At 61.9% G+C, this 14906-nt stretch carries 10 protein-coding genes; 7 read left to right on the forward strand and 3 right to left on the reverse strand.

The annotated features are described in order from the left end of the window. The first annotated feature begins 74 nt into the window (after positions 1–74). The 3 genes from QK296_RS23635 to QK296_RS23645 are packed head-to-tail and all read left to right on the forward strand — an operon-like array spanning position 75 to position 5854. Complete coding sequence (locus QK296_RS23635) at positions 75–3296, forward strand: efflux RND transporter permease subunit (protein WP_282391388.1); 3222 nt, start codon at positions 75–77, stop codon at positions 3294–3296. Further along, positions 3286–4455, forward strand: coding sequence for an efflux RND transporter periplasmic adaptor subunit (locus QK296_RS23640; RefSeq protein WP_003192272.1), 1170 nt, complete (start codon positions 3286–3288; stop codon positions 4453–4455). Before QK296_RS23635 ends, QK296_RS23640 begins: the two co-directional genes overlap by 11 nt. Next, on the forward strand, positions 4439–5854 hold the full coding sequence (locus QK296_RS23645; protein WP_282391392.1) for an efflux transporter outer membrane subunit: 1416 nt from the start codon (positions 4439–4441) through the stop codon (positions 5852–5854). Before QK296_RS23640 ends, QK296_RS23645 begins: the two co-directional genes overlap by 17 nt. Positions 5855–5981: 127 nt before the next feature. Here the strand turns inward: QK296_RS23645 and QK296_RS23650 are convergent, their stop codons facing one another. Beyond that, a complete protein-coding gene (locus QK296_RS23650; protein WP_003192274.1) occupies positions 5982–7265 on the reverse strand; it encodes a Zn-dependent hydrolase in 1284 nt (427 codons plus the stop codon). A 145-nt stretch (positions 7266–7410) separates the two neighbouring features. Next, positions 7411–8898, reverse strand: a complete 1488-nt coding sequence (locus QK296_RS23655) for an NCS1 family nucleobase:cation symporter-1 (protein ID WP_034134296.1) — start codon at positions 8896–8898, stop codon at positions 7411–7413. A 593-nt stretch (positions 8899–9491) separates the two neighbouring features. On the opposite strand from QK296_RS23655, the gene hydA reads away from it, so the two are divergent. From hydA to preA, 3 genes are all read left to right on the forward strand, one after another. Beyond that, the gene (hydA, locus tag QK296_RS23660) at positions 9492–10931 is read left to right on the forward strand and encodes a dihydropyrimidinase (protein WP_169912700.1); all 1440 of its coding nucleotides are present in this window, start codon (positions 9492–9494) and stop codon (positions 10929–10931) included. A gap of 105 nt (positions 10932–11036) precedes the next feature. Beyond that, positions 11037–12404: an NAD(P)-dependent oxidoreductase gene (locus tag QK296_RS23665; protein ID WP_003192279.1), complete on the forward strand. Its 1368-nt coding sequence runs from the start codon at positions 11037–11039 to the stop codon at positions 12402–12404. Continuing rightward, positions 12404–13678 carry an NAD-dependent dihydropyrimidine dehydrogenase subunit PreA gene (gene preA / locus QK296_RS23670; RefSeq protein ID WP_003192280.1) on the forward strand — a complete coding sequence of 425 codons (1275 nt, stop codon included), beginning with the start codon at positions 12404–12406 and terminating at the stop codon, positions 13676–13678. Before QK296_RS23665 ends, preA begins: the two co-directional genes overlap by 1 nt. 124 nt (positions 13679–13802) lie before the next feature. Here preA and QK296_RS23675 read toward each other — a convergent pair whose 3' ends face one another. Next, complete coding sequence (locus tag QK296_RS23675; RefSeq protein WP_003192282.1) at positions 13803–14423, reverse strand: TetR/AcrR family transcriptional regulator; 621 nt, start codon at positions 14421–14423, stop codon at positions 13803–13805. A 116-nt stretch (positions 14424–14539) separates the two neighbouring features. Between QK296_RS23675 and copC the strand changes: the two genes are divergently transcribed. Continuing rightward, the gene (gene copC, locus QK296_RS23680; protein ID WP_282391398.1) at positions 14540–14905 is read left to right on the forward strand and encodes a copper homeostasis periplasmic binding protein CopC; all 366 of its coding nucleotides are present in this window, start codon (positions 14540–14542) and stop codon (positions 14903–14905) included. Position 14906 lies beyond the last annotated feature (1 nt).

A 14906-nucleotide genomic window follows, 5' to 3' on the forward strand; every position in this document is an offset into this window, starting at 1 on the left:
CTGAAAGGTGCGTGTTAGGTGGGTCGGGCAAGACTGCCGGGGTTTGCAATCCTGCTCTTCTCGGAGACTCACGCATGCTCGGGCTGGTAAAGACCGCACTGCACAAGCCGTACACCTTCATCGTGCTGGCTATATTCATCTGCATCATCGGGCCGATGGCGGCCCTGCGCACGCCCACGGATGTTTTTCCCGATATCGGCATTCCCGTGGTCGCCGTGGTCTGGCAGTACAACGGCCTGTCCCCGGACGCCATGGCCGGCCGGGTGATCTACACCTACGAACGCTCCCTGAGCACCACCGTCAACGACATCGAACACATCGAGTCGCAATCGTTGCCCGGCATGGGCATCGTCAAGATCTTCTTCCAGCCTGGCGTGGACATCCGTACCGCCAATGCCCAGGTCACGGCGGTGTCACAAACCGTGCTCAAGCAAATGCCACCGGGCATCACCCCGCCGCTGATCCTCAACTACAGCGCCTCCACGGTGCCGATCCTGCAAATGGCGTTCTCCAGCCCCAGCCTTTCGGAAGCCAAAATTCGTGACCTGGTGCAGAACAATATCCGCCTGCCCTTGAGCGCCCTGCCCGGCCTGGCCATGCCCACGCCGATGGGCGGCAAGCAGCGGCAGATTACGCTCGACCTCGACCCCCAAGCCCTCGCCGCCAAAGGCTTGTCGGCCCAGGATGTGGGCAATGCCCTGGCGCTGCAGAACCAGATCATTCCGGTGGGCACCGCCAAGCTGGGGCCCAACGAATACACGATCCTGCTCAACAACAGCCCCAAGGCCATTGATGAGCTCAACGACTTGCCGATCAAGACCGTCGACGGGGCGCTGATCACCATCGGCCAAGTGGCCCACGTGCGCGACGGTGCACCGCCGCAAACCAACATCGTGCGGGTCGACGGCCATCGCGCCGTGCTCATGCCGGCGCTGAAAAACGGCAGCATTTCCACGCTGTCGATCATCGACGGTATCCGCCAGATGCTGCCGCGCATCAACGAAACCCTGCCGCCGTCATTGAAAACCTCGCTGCTGGGCGATGCCTCAGTGTTCGTCAAACAGTCGGTGGGCAGCGTGGCCCAGGAAGGCATCATTGCCGCCCTGCTTACCAGTGCAATGATCCTGTTGTTTCTTGGCAGTTGGCGCTCGACCTTGATCATCGCCGCCTCGATTCCCCTGGCGGTGCTTTCGGCCATCGCGCTGCTGGCCGTCAGCGGGCAAACCCTCAACGTCATGACGCTGGGCGGGCTGGCGTTGGCCGTGGGCATCCTTGTGGATGACGCCACGGTGACCATCGAAAACATCAACTGGCACCTGGAGCAAGGTAAGACGGTGAAGACCGCGATTCTCGACGGCGCCGCGCAAATCGTCGGCCCGGCGTTCGTCTCACTGCTGTGCATCTGCATCGTGTTCGTGCCGATGTTTTTGCTGCAAGGCATTGCCGGTTACCTGTTCCGGCCGATGGCATTGGCGGTGATCTTCGCCATGGCCAGTTCGTTCATTCTCTCGCGCACCCTGGTGCCGACGCTGGCGATGTTTTTGCTCAAACCACATCGGCCGGAGTCAGGCGCTGGGCATCATCCGGAAGATGCATTCATCAACCACCACGAGGGCGAACAGCACCTGAAACCACGTAATGCATTGCTGCAATCGGTGCTGAATTTTCAACAGGGATTCGAGCGGCACTTTTCCAATGTCCGCGACACCTACCATGGCCTGCTGACGCTGGCACTGGGCGCACGTAAGCGCTTCATTGTCGGGTTCCTGGCCTGCGTACTCGCGTCGTTCCTGCTGTTGCCGAGCCTGGGCCAGGACTTTTTTCCGGCCACCGATGCGGGTGCCTTGGCCCTGCATGTGCGCTTGCCCCTGGGCACGCGCATCGAGGAAAGCGCCGCGGCGTTCGACCGCATCGAAGCGCGGATTCGCGAGGTCATCCCGGCCGAAGAACTGGACACCATCGTCGACAATATTGGCATTCCGCTCAGCGGCATCGACATGGCCTACAGCAGCAGCGGCACCATCGGCCCGCAGGATGGCGATATTCAAGTCAGCTTGAAAACGCACCACGCGCCCACCGCCGACTATGTGAAAAAACTGCGCGAAGCCCTGCCGCAAAGTTTCCCCGGCAGCCACTTTGCGTTCCTGCCCGCCGACATCAGCAGCCAGATCCTCAACTTCGGCGCCCCCGCCCCGCTGGACGTCAAAATCTCCGGGCGCAATGACGCAGAAAACCGCGCTTATGCCGTCGAACTTGAACGGCGCTTGCAGCATGTACCGGGGATTGCCGACCTGCGTATCCAGCAGTCCACCGGCTACCCCTCGCTGCAAGTAAACGTGGACCGTATGCGCGCCAACGGCCTGGGCATTACCGAGCGTGATGTCACCAACAGCATGGTCGCCTCCCTCGCCGGCAGCTCGCAAACCGCGCCGACCTTCTGGCTCAACCCGGCCAACGGCGTGTCTTATTCCATCGTCGCTGCCACCCCGCAATACCGCCTCGACAGCTTGCCGTCCCTGGAAGCGCTGCCGGTGACGGGGGCAAACGGGCAGGCGCAAATCCTCGGCGGCGTGGCAACCATCTCCCGGGTACAAAGCCCGGCCGTGGTGACCCACTACAACATCGAACCGACCCTGGACCTGTACGCTAACGTGCAAGGCCGCGACCTCGGCGGTGTGGCCCGCGATGTGCAAAAAGTGCTGGATGACACGGCGTCCATGCGTCCCAAAGGCGCGACCATCAGCCTGCACGGGCAGATCGATGCGCTGCATGAGGCGTTCAGTGGTTTGAGCTTCGGGCTGCTCGGCGCGGTGGTGCTGATCTACTTGCTGATCGTGGTCAACTTCCAGTCATGGGCCGACCCCTTTGTGATCATCACGGCGTTGCCTGCAGCATTGGCGGGCATCGTGTGGATGCTGTTCCTCAGTGGCACCTCGTTGTCGGTGCCAGCACTCACCGGCGCCATCTTGTGCATGGGCGTGGCCACCGCCAACTCGATCCTGGTGGTGAGCTTCTGCCGTGAGCGCCTGGCCGAACATGGCGATGCGTTGAAAGCCGCGCTGGAAGCGGGCTACACACGCTTTCGCCCGGTGTGCATGACCGCCCTGGCGATGATCATCGGCATGCTGCCCCTGGCGATTTCCGAGGAGCAGAACGCCCCGCTCGGCCGGGCAGTCATCGGCGGCTTGATCTTCGCCACCATCGCCACTTTGTTGTTTGTTCCCGTGGTCTTCAGCCTGGTCCACGGCCGTCATCCTACTCGCGCAACTGCTGGAGAAACGCCCCATGTCGCCTGATCAAAAACCCTCGCGCAAGCGCCTGATGCTCCTGGGTGTCGGTGGCCTGACGTTGGCTGCCCTGTTGGTCGCCAGCGGCCTGCACGCGCGTACGCTGCACGAGCAATCGGTCACCGCCTGGACCGAAGCCGCCGCCGTCCCCCAGGTGATGGTGTTCCAACCCAAGCCAAACGCCGGCGGTGACACCCTACGCCTGCCCGCTCACCTGGAGGCGTGGAGCAAGGCGGCGATCCATGCGCGGGTCAGCGGCTACTTGAAGGACTGGAAAGTCGACATCGGCGCCCAGGTCAAGGCCGGGCAACTCCTCGCCGAAATCGACAGCCCCGACCTTGACCAACAACTGGCCCAGGCCCATGCGCGCCTGATCCAGCAACAAGCCAATGCACACCTGGCAGCCACCACGGCGACCCGCTGGCAAAACCTGCTGGCCAGCCATTCGGTATCGCGCCAGGACGCCGATGAAAAAACCTCCAACGCCGCAGCCGCCAAGGCCAACACCGAAGCCGCTGCAGCAGACTATGCGCGACTGTGCGCCCTGGAAAGCTACAAGACCCTTCGCGCGCCGTTCGCCGGCACCATCACCGCCCGTAACACCGACATCGGCCAGTTGATCAAGGCCGATAACGCCAGCGATCCGGAACTGTTCAACATTGCCGACACCCACCAATTGCGCTTGTATGTGCCGGTGCCGCAGAACTATGCAGCGGTCATCCATACAGGCCTTGAGGCCGAACTGACCGTCCCCGAGCACCCCGGCGAGCACTTCAAGGCACGTCTGATCGGTGACTCCACCGCCATCGACCGCCGCTCCGGCACCCTGCTCGCTCAGTTCGTCGCCGACAACCCCAACGGCGAACTGCTGCCGGGCGATTACGCCGAAGTCACCCTGCCGATTCCGGCTGACACCCATGGCGTGAGCATCCCGGCCAGCGCCTTGATCTTCCGCGCCCAGGGCACCCAGGTTGCGATACTGGACGGTCGCAACCATGTGCACCTGCAAGACATTCATATTGGCCTGGACCTCGGCGAGCGCCTGGTGATCGACCAGGGCCTGAAGCCTGCTGACCGTATCATCGACAACCCGCCCGACGCCCTGCGCGAAGGCGACCCGGTGCAACTGGCCGACGCCTCGGGAGGTGCCCATGCGCCCAAAGCTTAAGCCGCTGGCGGCGTTGGTGCTGCTGGCGTTGCAGGGTTGCTCGATAGCACCCAGCTATAAAGTGCCGTCGATTGACCTGCCCGCGAACTACCGTGAACAAACCAGCGATGGCCCTTGGCACAGTGCGCAACCGTCGGACCAATTGGCGCCCCAGTGGTGGCAGCTTTACCACGATTCGCGCCTGAACGCGCTGCAACAGCAACTGCTCAAGGCCAACCCGGACCTGGCCGCGGCGCTCGCGCACTTCGATGCGTCCCAGGCCTACGCCAGCCAATTGCACGCGGGCCTTTTCCCGCAAATCACCGCCAGCGCGCAACCGCTGCGCCAGCGTCAATCGGATTCACGACCGTTACGCGGCACTACACAGCCGTCGGTGTACAACAGCAATACCGCTGGGTTCTCCCTGGGATACGACCTCGACCTGTGGGGCAGAATCCGCAATCAGGTCGCCGCGGGCGATGCCCAGGCACAAGCGTCCTTTGATGATTTGGCGGTGGTGCGCTTGAGCCTCCAACAGCAGTTGGCGAGCCTGTATGTGCAGCTCAATGGGCTGGATGCACAAAGCAGGATACTCAACAGTTCACTGGAGGAATTCAGCCAGGCGCTGCAACTGACCCGCAGCCGTTATGAAGGCCAGATTGCGTCGGAACTGGACCTGACCCGCGCGCAAAACCAACTGGCCGAAGCCAAGGCACAGTTGGACGAAGTGCGTGGCCAGCGCAACCTCGTCGAGCATGCCATCGGTGCATTGGTGGGCGTAACGGCCAGTGATTTTTCACTGCCGTCCAGTTCGCAATTAATGGCGTTGCCAGGCATTCCGGCGCAGTTGCCCAGCCACCTGCTGCAGCGTCGCCCGGACATTGCCGCCGCTGAGCGTCGCGTGTTTGCAGCCAACGCGACGATCGGCGTGGCCAAGGCAGCCTGGTTTCCGGATTTCAGTTTGACCGGTGTGCTGGGCGGGCAGACCCAAGGCGTCGGCAACCTGCTGTCCGCCGGCAACCGGTACTGGGCGCTGGGGCCGCTGATGAACCTGCCGATCTTCGACGGCGGGCGCTTGAGCGCCAACGAGCGCCAGGCCAAGGCCGAGTTCGAGGAGGCCTCGGCACAGTACCGTAGCCACGTCTTGAAAGCCGTGCGTGAGGTGGAGGATAACCTCGCACAACTGCGAGACCTGCAGCAGCAAGCCGAGGACGAGCAAGCGGCGGCAGAGGCGGCGCAACATACCCAGGCTTTGGCGATGAATAGCTATCAGGCCGGGGCGGTGAGTTACCTGGACGTGGTCACCGCCCAAACCGCCGCGTTGCAGGCACAGCGAACGTTGCAGGCGGTGCAGACCCGGCAATTGCAGGCAAGCGTGGGACTCTTGACCGCACTCGGCGGCGGCTGGCAGCCGGGCTAATAACCTGCTGACTACTGATCGTTCCCACGCTCTGCGTGGGAACGTCGTTCAGGACGCTCTGCGTCTGCCCTTAAAATCGTGACGCGGAGCGTCACAGGGTTCATTCCCACGCGGAGCGTGGGAACGATCAGGCCGCGAGTTTGCCGCTGGCGATGGCCGCTGAAGCGGCTAGCATGGCGCGCAACAACACCGCACACCCTGCCGCCAAGTCATCCGGCGCGGCATTTTCGATTTCGTTGTGGCTGATGCCGCCTTCACACGGCACAAAGATCATCCCCGCCGGGCCCAGCTCAGCCACGAAGATCGCGTCGTGCCCTGCCCCGCTGACGATGTCCAGGTTCGATAAGCCCAAGCCATTGGCGGCATCGCGCACCGCCTCCACACAGCCTTTGTCAAAGTACAGCGGCGGGAAGTCCGCCGTGGGCTGCAGGTCGAAACTCAAGCCATGTTTGGCGCAGGTGTCTTCGATCACCTGGCGCACCTGGGCAATCATCGAATCCAGCCGTGCCGGTTCCAAGTGACGAAAATCCAGGGTCATGCGTACTTCACCGGGAATCACGTTGCGCGATCCCGGATACGCTTGCAGGCAGCCCACCGTGCCGCACGCATGGGGCTGGTGCGCCAACGCCGCCGCGTTCACGGCGGCCACCACCGCGGCCGCGCCGACCAGGGCGTCCTTGCGCAAGTGCATGGGTGTAGGGCCGGCATGGGCCTCAACACCGCGCAGCTTCAGGTCAAACCACTTTTGCCCGAGGGCGCCGAGCACCACGCCGATGGTTTTGTGTTCATCCTCCAGAATCGGCCCTTGTTCGATATGGGCCTCGAAATAAGCGCCGACCTTATGCCCGCTGACCGGCCGCGTTCCCGCATAGCCAATCGCGTTCAACGCCTCCCCCACGCTGACCCCATCGGCATCCACTTTGGCCAGGGTATCGGCCAGGGTGAACTTCTCGGCAAACACCCCTGAGCCCATCATGCACGGCGGGAAGCGCGAGCCTTCTTCGTTGGTCCATACCACCACTTCCAGCGGCGCCTCGGTTTCCACATTCAGGTCGTTAAGGGTGCGCAGCACTTCCACACCGGCCAGCACGCCGAAGCAACCGTCGAACTTGCCGCCGGTGGGCTGGGTGTCGATATGGCTGCCGGTCATCACTGGCGGCAGGTCGGGGTTGCGGCCGGGGCGACGCGCAAAGATATTGCCGATGCCGTCGATGGTCACGGTGCAACCGGCCGCTTCGCACCACTGCACGAAGAGATCGCGAGCCTTGCGGTCGAGGTCGGTGAGGGCCAGGCGACACACACCGCCCTTGGGGGTGGCGCCAAGTTTGGCCAGGTCCATCAGCGACTGCCACAGACGGTCGCGGTTGATGTGCTGATGGGTCGATTGCAGAACGTCGAGGGCAGCGTTCATGGGGGTCTCCTCAGGCTACAGGTTCTTATGAATTAACGCGGTCAACTGTGGGAGCTGGCTTGCCTGCGATAGCGGTGTGTCAGGCGACACGGCTTTAACTGATAGTCCGCTATCGCAGGCAAGCCAGCTCCCACCTGAACCGTGTTTACAACGGGGATTTGGCGGTGAGTGGACTGCTAGCGCGCTTGGCATTGAGCCCGTAATACAACACCCCGCCCAACGCCGAGCCGGTGAACCAGCCGTAGCTGTAGAACCAGCTGAACGCATCGCTGCCCAGCGACAGCAGCGTCAGCACCACCGGTACGCCAAAGGCGATAAAGCCGCTCCAGTTCCAGGCCGGGTACACGTCATCGCGGTACAGGCCGGCCAGGTCCAGCTGCTGTTTTCGAGTAATGAAGTAGTCCACCACCATGATCCCGGCAATCGGCCCCAGCAGGCTCGAATAACCCAGCAGCCAATTGGAATACACGGTTTCAAGACTCACGTCCGAGACGATCAGCCCGAGTTTTTTCAGCAGTTCATGGGCCATCAGCGCCAGCCCTACCAGGCCGGTGAGGATCACCGCCGTGGTACGGTTGATCAACTTGGGCGCGATGTTCTGGAAGTCGTTGGTGGGCGAGACGATGTTCGCCGCGGTGTTGGTGGACAAGGTCGCGACGATGATCAGCGCCATGGCGATGGCCACCCACACCGGGCTCTGGATATGACCGATCAGGCTCACCGGGTCGGAGACGCTGACCCCCACCAGTTTCACCGAGGCGGCGGTCATGACCACGCCGAGGGCGGCGAACAGGAACATGGTCAGCGGCAAGCCGAAGATCTGCCCCAGAATCTGGTCTTTCTGGCTGTTGGCGTAGCGGCTGAAGTCGGGAATGTTCAGCGACAACGTGGCCCAGAAACCCACCATCGCCGTAAGCCCCGCCATAAAGTAACCGGTGAGGCTTGCGCCTTCGGGGCGCTTGGGTGGGATCGCCATCAGCTCGCTGAGGGACACATTCGGCATCGCCCATACCAGCAGGCCAACTCCCACGGCGACCAACAGCGGCGCCGACAAGGTTTCCAGGCGCTTGATCGACTCGGCGCCGCGCAGCACCACCCATAGGTTCAAGCACCAGAACAGCATGAAACCGATCACCTCACCGGTACCGCCGAGGGCTTTCCAGCCGTCGAAAATCGAGCCTAAAAACAGGTGGATCGCCAGCCCGCCGAACATCGTCTGGATACCAAACCAGCCGCAAGCCACCAGCGCACGAATCAGGCACGGCACGTTGGAGCCGAGGATGCCAAAGGACGAACGCAACAGCACCGGAAACGGAATGCCGTACTTGGTGCCGGGAAACGCGTTGAGGGTCAGCGGGATCAACACCACGATATTGGCCAGCAGGATCGCTACCAGCGCCTCTCCCACCGACAGCCCGAAATACGCCGTGAGCACCCCGCCCAGGGTGTAGGTGGGCACGCAGATCGACATACCGACCCATAGCGCCGTGATGTGCCATTTGTTCCAGGTGCGCTCGTGCACTTTGGTAGGTGCCATGTCGTGGTTGTAGCGAGGGCTGTCGAGGACGTCGGGGCCGGCGTCGAGTTCGTACAGGCCGTTGCGCTCGATGACTTGCGATCTGTTCTGTTGCATGGCCGCTCCACGGTTTTTTTAAAATTATTGTTGCTCACCTGCACGCTAGGTTCAGGTGGCCGGAGTACCGCATCGACAACATGACATCCAGGGTTCCGGCCAACTGCCCGTGCACTCAATAACCGTGCCGACAACCGCCTCTGAGCCCGTACCGCTTATATAACGTACTGATGTTTATCAGCTTTCCAATTGAGCCTGCGGTACTTGCCGTATGCGTCAGGCTAAACAACTCACAAGTTGCTCGAACCTTCAGGTCTCAATCTGGTGCATCACAATTATTTTTATTTCTCGACGCCGTCAAGCGGCATATCTCAAGCGCCTGATTTGCAATAAGAAATATTGATCAGATCAAGAACCTGTCAAGTGCGTCAAAACAGGGTGGGCGTGCTTCATTTTGGTGAAAACAGGATTTTCCTTATGTATATCAATAATATAAAAACTATAAAGACTTGCGAAAAATCTTCTTGCTCATTCGAAAAACTCGGGCTAGTTTCTATTCCTGTCACCAATGACAGGAATTAACCCGTCATCGGTACGCAGTATTACAACACTTAGAACTGGCACAAGCCGGTCAAGCCTGTGAGGAACTCGACATGTCGCTGTTGATCCGTGGCGCCACCGTTATTACCCATGATGAAAGTTACCGCGCCGATGTGTTATGCGCAGAGGGTCTACTTCGCGCCATTGGCACGAATCTGGATATTCCCGCAGGCTGCGAAGTACTCGATGGCAGCGGCCAATACTTGATGCCGGGCGGCATCGACCCCCATACCCATATGCAATTGCCCTTCATGGGCACCGTGGCCAGTGAAGACTTTTTCAGTGGTACGGCGGCAGGCTTGGCCGGTGGTACCACCTCGATCATCGACTTCGTGATTCCCAACCCGCAGCAATCGCTGATGGAAGCTTTCCACCAGTGGCGCGGCTGGGCCGAAAAGTCTGCCGCCGACTACGGGTTTCATGTAGCAATCACCTGGTGGAGCGAGCAGGTTCGCGAGGAAATGGCCGAGTTGGTCAGCCATCACGGCATCAACAGCTTCAAGCATTTCATGGCCTACAAGAACGCGATCATGGCGGCCGACGACACCTTGGTTGCCAGTTTCGAACGCTGCCTGGAACTCGGCGCGGTGCCCACCGTGCATGCCGAAAACGGCGAACTGGTGTATCACCTGCAACGCAAACTGATGGCCCAGGGCATCACCGGGCCGGAAGCCCATCCGCTGTCGCGCCCCTCTCAAGTGGAAGGCGAAGCGGCCAGCCGTGCCATCCGGATTGCCGAAACCATCGGCACGCCGCTGTACCTGGTGCATGTGTCGACGAAGGAAGCCCTGGATGAAATCACCTATGCCCGAGGCAAGGGCCAGGCGGTGTACGGTGAAGTGCTCGCCGGCCACCTGTTGCTCGATGACAGTGTGTACCAGCACCCCGACTGGCAGACCGCCGCCGGCTATGTGATGAGCCCGCCGTTCCGCCCGCGCGGGCACCAAGAGGCACTGTGGCATGGCCTGCAAGCGGGCAACCTGCACACCACCGCCACCGACCATTGCTGCTTCTGCGCCGAGCAAAAAGCCGCCGGGCGTGATGACTTCAGCAAGATCCCCAACGGCACCGCCGGCATTGAAGACCGCATGGCGCTGCTGTGGCACGAAGGCGTCAATACCGGGCGTTTGTCGATGCAGGAATTTGTCGCGCTGACCTCCACCAACACCGCGAAGATCTTCAACCTCTACCCCCGCAAAGGCGCGATACGTGTGGGCGCCGATGCCGACCTGGTGCTATGGGACCCCGAGGGCACGCGGACCATTTCGGCCAAGACCCACCATCAGCAGGTGGACTTCAACATCTTCGAAGGCAAGACCGTACGCGGCGTGCCCAGCCATACCATCAGCCAGGGCAAGCTGGTGTGGGCCGATGGCGACCTGCGCGCCGAGCGAGGGGCCGGACGGTATGTGGAGCGGCCGGCGTATCCGTCGGTGTTCGAGCAGTTGAGCAAGCGGGCAGCGCTTTGCAAGCCAGTGGCTGTGAACCGCTGAGTCCAAAAAAAGCGGACGCGGAGCGTCCAGTGAGGCATTCCCACGCAGAGCGTGGGAACGATCGCCCATCAGAGGCAGCACCTCAATAACCGTGAGGCCAACACCGTGATCCAGACCCTGACCCACCTCCCCCACCCCCGCGAAGACGGGGCCACCCTCGCCAGCCAGTTCACCGACCTGGCACCGCCCCTCAACGCCCGCCAGGCCCAGCTTGAAGCCTCGCGCTGCCTGTACTGCTACGACGCGCCTTGTGTGAATGCGTGCCCCAGCGAGATCGACATTCCGTCGTTCATCCGCAACATCCACACCGACAACGTGCAAGGCGCCGCGCAGAAGATCCTCTCGGCCAACATCCTCGGTGGCAGTTGCGCGCGGGTGTGCCCGACGGAAATCCTTTGCCAGCAAGCGTGCGTGCGCAATAACGCCGAAGAATGCGCCCCTGTGCTGATCGGCCTGTTGCAACGCTACGCCATCGACAACGCGCACTTCAGCGAACACCCGTTCCAACGCGCCGCGCCCACCGGCAAGCGCATCGCCGTGGTCGGTGCCGGGCCAGCCGGTTTGGCCTGCGCCCACCGCGCCGCCTTGCACGGTCATGACGTGGTGATTTTCGAAGCGCGGGAAAAAGCCGGCGGACTGAATGAATACGGAATCGCCAAATACAAACTGGTGGACGACTTCGCTCAAAGGGAACTGGATTTCCTCCTGCAGATTGGCGGCATCGAGGTTCGCCACGGCCAGCGTCTGGGCGACAACCTGACCTTGAGCGAACTGCACCAGCAATTCGACTCGGTGTTTCTCGGCCTGGGTCTCGCTGCCAGCAAACAGCTGGGTCTGCCTTTTGAGGACGCCCCCGGCCTGCTCGCCGCCACCGACTATATCCGCGAACTGCGCCAGGCCGACGACCTCACCCAACTGCCCCTGGCCGACCGTTGCATTGTGCTCGGCGCCGGCAACACCGCCATCGACATGGCCGTGCAGATGGCCCGCCTCGGTGCCCGCGATGTCAACCTAGTGTACCGCCGTGGCCTGGCCGACATGGGCGCGACCCACCACGAACAGGACATCGCCAAGGCCAATCAGGTACGGCTGTTGACCTGGGCCCAACCCGACGAAGTTCTGCTCGACGACCAAGGCCGCGTACGCGGCATGCGCTTTGCCCGCACCCGCCTGGAAAACGGTCGCCTGTTGCCGACCGGGGAAACCTTCGAACTGGCCGCCGATGCGATCTTCAAGGCGATCGGGCAAGGCTTCGACAACGACGCCCTGCACGACCCGCTGGCCCAGCAGTTGCACCGCGTCGGCGAGCGCATCTTCGTCGATGAGCAACTGCGCACCAGCATCCCTGGGGTGTATGCCGGCGGCGATTGCGTCAGCCTCGGCCAGGACCTCACCGTCCAGGCAGTACAACATGGCAAGCGGGCCGCCGAAGCCATGCATGCTCAACTCATGCTGACTGTGGAGGCTGCGTAATGGCCGATCTCTCGATTGTATTCGCCGGAATCAAAGCGCCCAACCCATTCTGGCTGGCCTCCGCGCCGCCCACCGACAAAGCCTACAATGTGGTGCGCGCCTTCGAGGCCGGCTGGGGTGGCGTGGTGTGGAAAACCCTGGGGGAAGATCCGGCGGCGGTGAACGTGTCGTCGCGCTACTCCGCGCACTATGGCGCCAACCGTGAAGTGCTGGGCATCAACAATATCGAACTGATCACCGACCGTTCCCTGGAGATCAACCTGCGGGAAATCACCCAGGTGAAAAAGGACTGGCCGGACCGCGCGCTGATCGTCTCGCTGATGGTGCCTTGTGTCGAAGCGTCCTGGAAGAACATCCTGCCCTTGGTGGAGGCGACCGGCTGCGACGGCATCGAGCTGAACTTCGGCTGCCCACACGGCATGCCCGAACGGGGCATGGGCGCCGCCGTCGGCCAGGTACCGGAGTACGTGGAGCAAGTGACGCGCTGGTGCAAGACGTATTGCTCACTGCCGGTGATCGTCAAGCTCACGCCGAACATCACCGACATCCGCGTGGCGGCGCGGGCGGCCTATCGCGGCGGCGCCGATGCGGTGTCGCTGATCAACACCATCAACTCCATCACCAGCGTGGACCTGGAACGTATGGTCGCGCTGCCGGTGGTCGGCACCCAGAGCACCCACGGCGGTTACTGCGGCTCGGCGGTCAAGCCGATTGCGTTGAACATGGTCGCCGAAATCGCCCGCGACCCACAGACCCACGGCCTGCCGATCTGCGGCATCGGCGGTATCGGCACCTGGCGGGATGCGGCGGAGTTTGTCGCCCTGGGCTGCGGCGCGGTACAGGTGTGCACGGCGGCGATGCTGCATGGGTTTCGCATCGTTGAAGAGATGAAGGACGGCTTGTCGCGCTGGATGGACAGCCAGGGCCATGCCAACCTGCAGGCGTTTTCCGGGCGGGCGGTGGGCAATACCACAGACTGGAAGTACCTGGACATCAACTACCAGGTCATCGCCAAGATAGACCAAGAGGCGTGCATTGGCTGTGGGCGTTGCCATATTGCCTGCGAGGACACCTCGCACCAGGCCATTGCCAGCTTGAAGCAGGCCGATGGCACGCATCTGTATGAGGTGATCGATGATGAATGCGTGGGCTGCAACCTGTGCCAGATCACTTGCCCGGTGGCCGACTGCATCGAGATGGTGCCGATCGATACCGGCAAGCCGTTTTTGAACTGGACGCAGGACCCGCGCAATCCTTACCGGGAGGCGGTGTAATCCTTGCCCCTCGTTCCCACGCTCCGCGTGGGAACGCATCCTGTGACGCTCCGCGTCACCCTGGCAAGAGCGGACGCAGAGCGTCCAGGGCGGCATTCCCACGCGGAGCGTGGGAACGATCAGCTCAAGGTTCCAAGCCAATCCCGCGCAAAATCACACTGGTCACTGTCTGAATGGCCTTCTCGAACTGCCTGTCCGACAACGGCTGGTGATCATTCAAAATCTTCACCTGGTGGTCGAAGTCGGCATAGTGCTGGGTCGAGGCCCAGATCATGTACAACAGGCTCGAGGGCTCCACCGGCAGGATGCGTTTGTCTTGCACCCATTGGCGAATCTTCGCTTCCTTCATCTTGGCCCAGTCGTACAGGCTTTCATCCAGGGCCTCGCCGAGTGTGGGCGCGCCGTGGATGATTTCATTGGCCCAGACCTTGGAGCCATACGGGCGCGTGCGCGAGCGCTGCATCTTGGCGCGGATGTAGCTGCTGAGCACCACACGAGGGTCGTCAAAGGTTTCAAAGCTCAGGGCGTCCTGCTTCCACAACTCCAGCAGGTCGAACAGCACCGCGCTGTACAGCTCGCTTTTGGTGGTGAAGTAGTAATGCAGGTTGGAGCGCGGCAGTTGCGCTTCTTCGGCGATGTCGGCCATGGCGGTGCTGCCATAGCCCTTGTTGGCGAAGACCTTCTCCGCCGCCAGCAGGATTTTCTCGACGTTGACCCGACGAATTCCGATCTTGTGATTGCCCATAAGGGCTCCCTGACAACAACACGGCCTAAAGACTACCACCGGCTCTAGATCGGGGCGACAGGCCAAGCCGAAACTTCGTACACTGCCGACTCCTATCCTCTGATCGGTGTTGAACAATGTTGCTCAAGAAGTCCCTGACCGCTGCTGTCCTGTTCACTGCCCTGCTGGGCGCCTCCACGGCGTTTGCCCACGCCCACCTCAAGAGCGCGGAGCCTGCGGCTGACAGCAATGTCGCCGCGCCGAAAGACCTGCGCCTGACCTTCAGCGAAGGCGTCGAAGCCACCTTCACCAAGGTGTCCCTGAGCAAGGACGGCACCGAAATTGCGATCAAGGGCCTGGAAACTCCGGACGCCGACAAGAAGACCCTGGTGGTCACGCCTGCCGCTGCGCTGGCAAACGGCACCTATAAAGTCGAATGGCATGCAGTGTCCGTCGACACTCACAAAAGCGAAGGCACTTACAGTTTCAAGGTCGGCCAATAAC

It is taken from the genome of Pseudomonas sp. AL10, from assembly GCF_029960685.1.
Lineage (GTDB): Bacteria > Pseudomonadota > Gammaproteobacteria > Pseudomonadales > Pseudomonadaceae > Aquipseudomonas > Aquipseudomonas lactis.